Genomic DNA, 937 nt, shown 5'->3' with positions numbered 1-937 from the left:
ATCTGCCCCCGGTAGCTGGGATCGGTGATCACCTCCTGGTAGCCGGTCATGCCTGTGTTGAACACCACCTCCCCCACCGCTGTGCCCGGCGCCCCAAAAGACCAACCGGCAAAGGAAGTGCCATCCGCCAGCACCAGCAAAGCAGGCTGACGAGCCTGCCAAGGGAAAGTTTTTTCCTGAGGGATCAGGGAAGGAGAAGCCATGCTCCACCCAAAAACATCGGCCTGACCATCCTACCCTCTTTCAAGAAGGTTGCAAGCCTGGCTATTCTTCTGCATCTGTTCTACTTGCACAAGCCGGGTTGTTGTCCTTGCGGATAGTGCCTATCAAGGTGCTCACCACCACGCAGCGGTTTTCTCCCTGAGAGTAGGTGCTGCTGACCACAAAGCGACCCAGTTGACGGGCGCGGCCATCGGATTCAAAAACCGCCCTTCCGTTGGCGAAGGTGGGGGCGTTCTCTATAACCTCCACTGACCGCTCTGGTATGGCAATTAAAGTGGATGTCACTTCACCAGGGAAGATACTGTTGACGGTTACAAAATTATTCAGGCGCACCCGCTGACAGGGGGTGGGTTCATCGCAAAGGCCCTGCTCATCTTGAATAACCAGAGTCGGTACATTCGGCTCCGAATTGTCCACCCCCACCACCCAAGCTCGGCCCAGGAGAGAGGCTCTGGCGTTAGTGCGGGCAGTGCGCAAGGCTCGCTCCACCCTGTTCTGCGCATCCTCAAGCTGGATCCGCGCCCAGATGTTGATCCCAGAGGGAACGGCCAGCACAGCCAAGATGCCGATGATGACAATAACCGCCAAGACTTCTATCAGCGTAAAGCCCCTTGTCTGGGCAGGTGCAATCCGTCTAGATCCGCTCACCGAGGCCAGCATAGGCAGGAATCCCCCCTCTGGGCAAGTCATATGGGCTTGACTAGGCTTGACGATT

At 57.1% G+C, this 937-nt stretch carries 2 protein-coding genes; both read right to left on the bottom strand.

Annotated elements, in window-relative coordinates:
• Nucleotides 1-203 (bottom strand): carbamoyl-phosphate synthase domain-containing protein (locus NW819_RS13405; RefSeq protein ID WP_414414048.1); only part of this gene is annotated, 203 nt, incomplete at its 3' end.
• Between the two features lie 61 nt (nucleotides 204-264).
• A partial coding sequence (locus NW819_RS13400) for a Tfp pilus assembly protein FimT/FimU (protein ID WP_414414047.1) occupies nucleotides 265-937 on the bottom strand: 673 nt, incomplete at its 5' end.

This window comes from Synechococcus sp. R8-2 (assembly GCF_047461715.1).
Taxonomy (GTDB): domain Bacteria; phylum Cyanobacteriota; class Cyanobacteriia; order Thermostichales; family Thermostichaceae; genus Thermostichus.
Note: the sequence above shows the minus strand (reverse complement) of the source record. Positions and strands in the feature narration are given on the sequence as shown.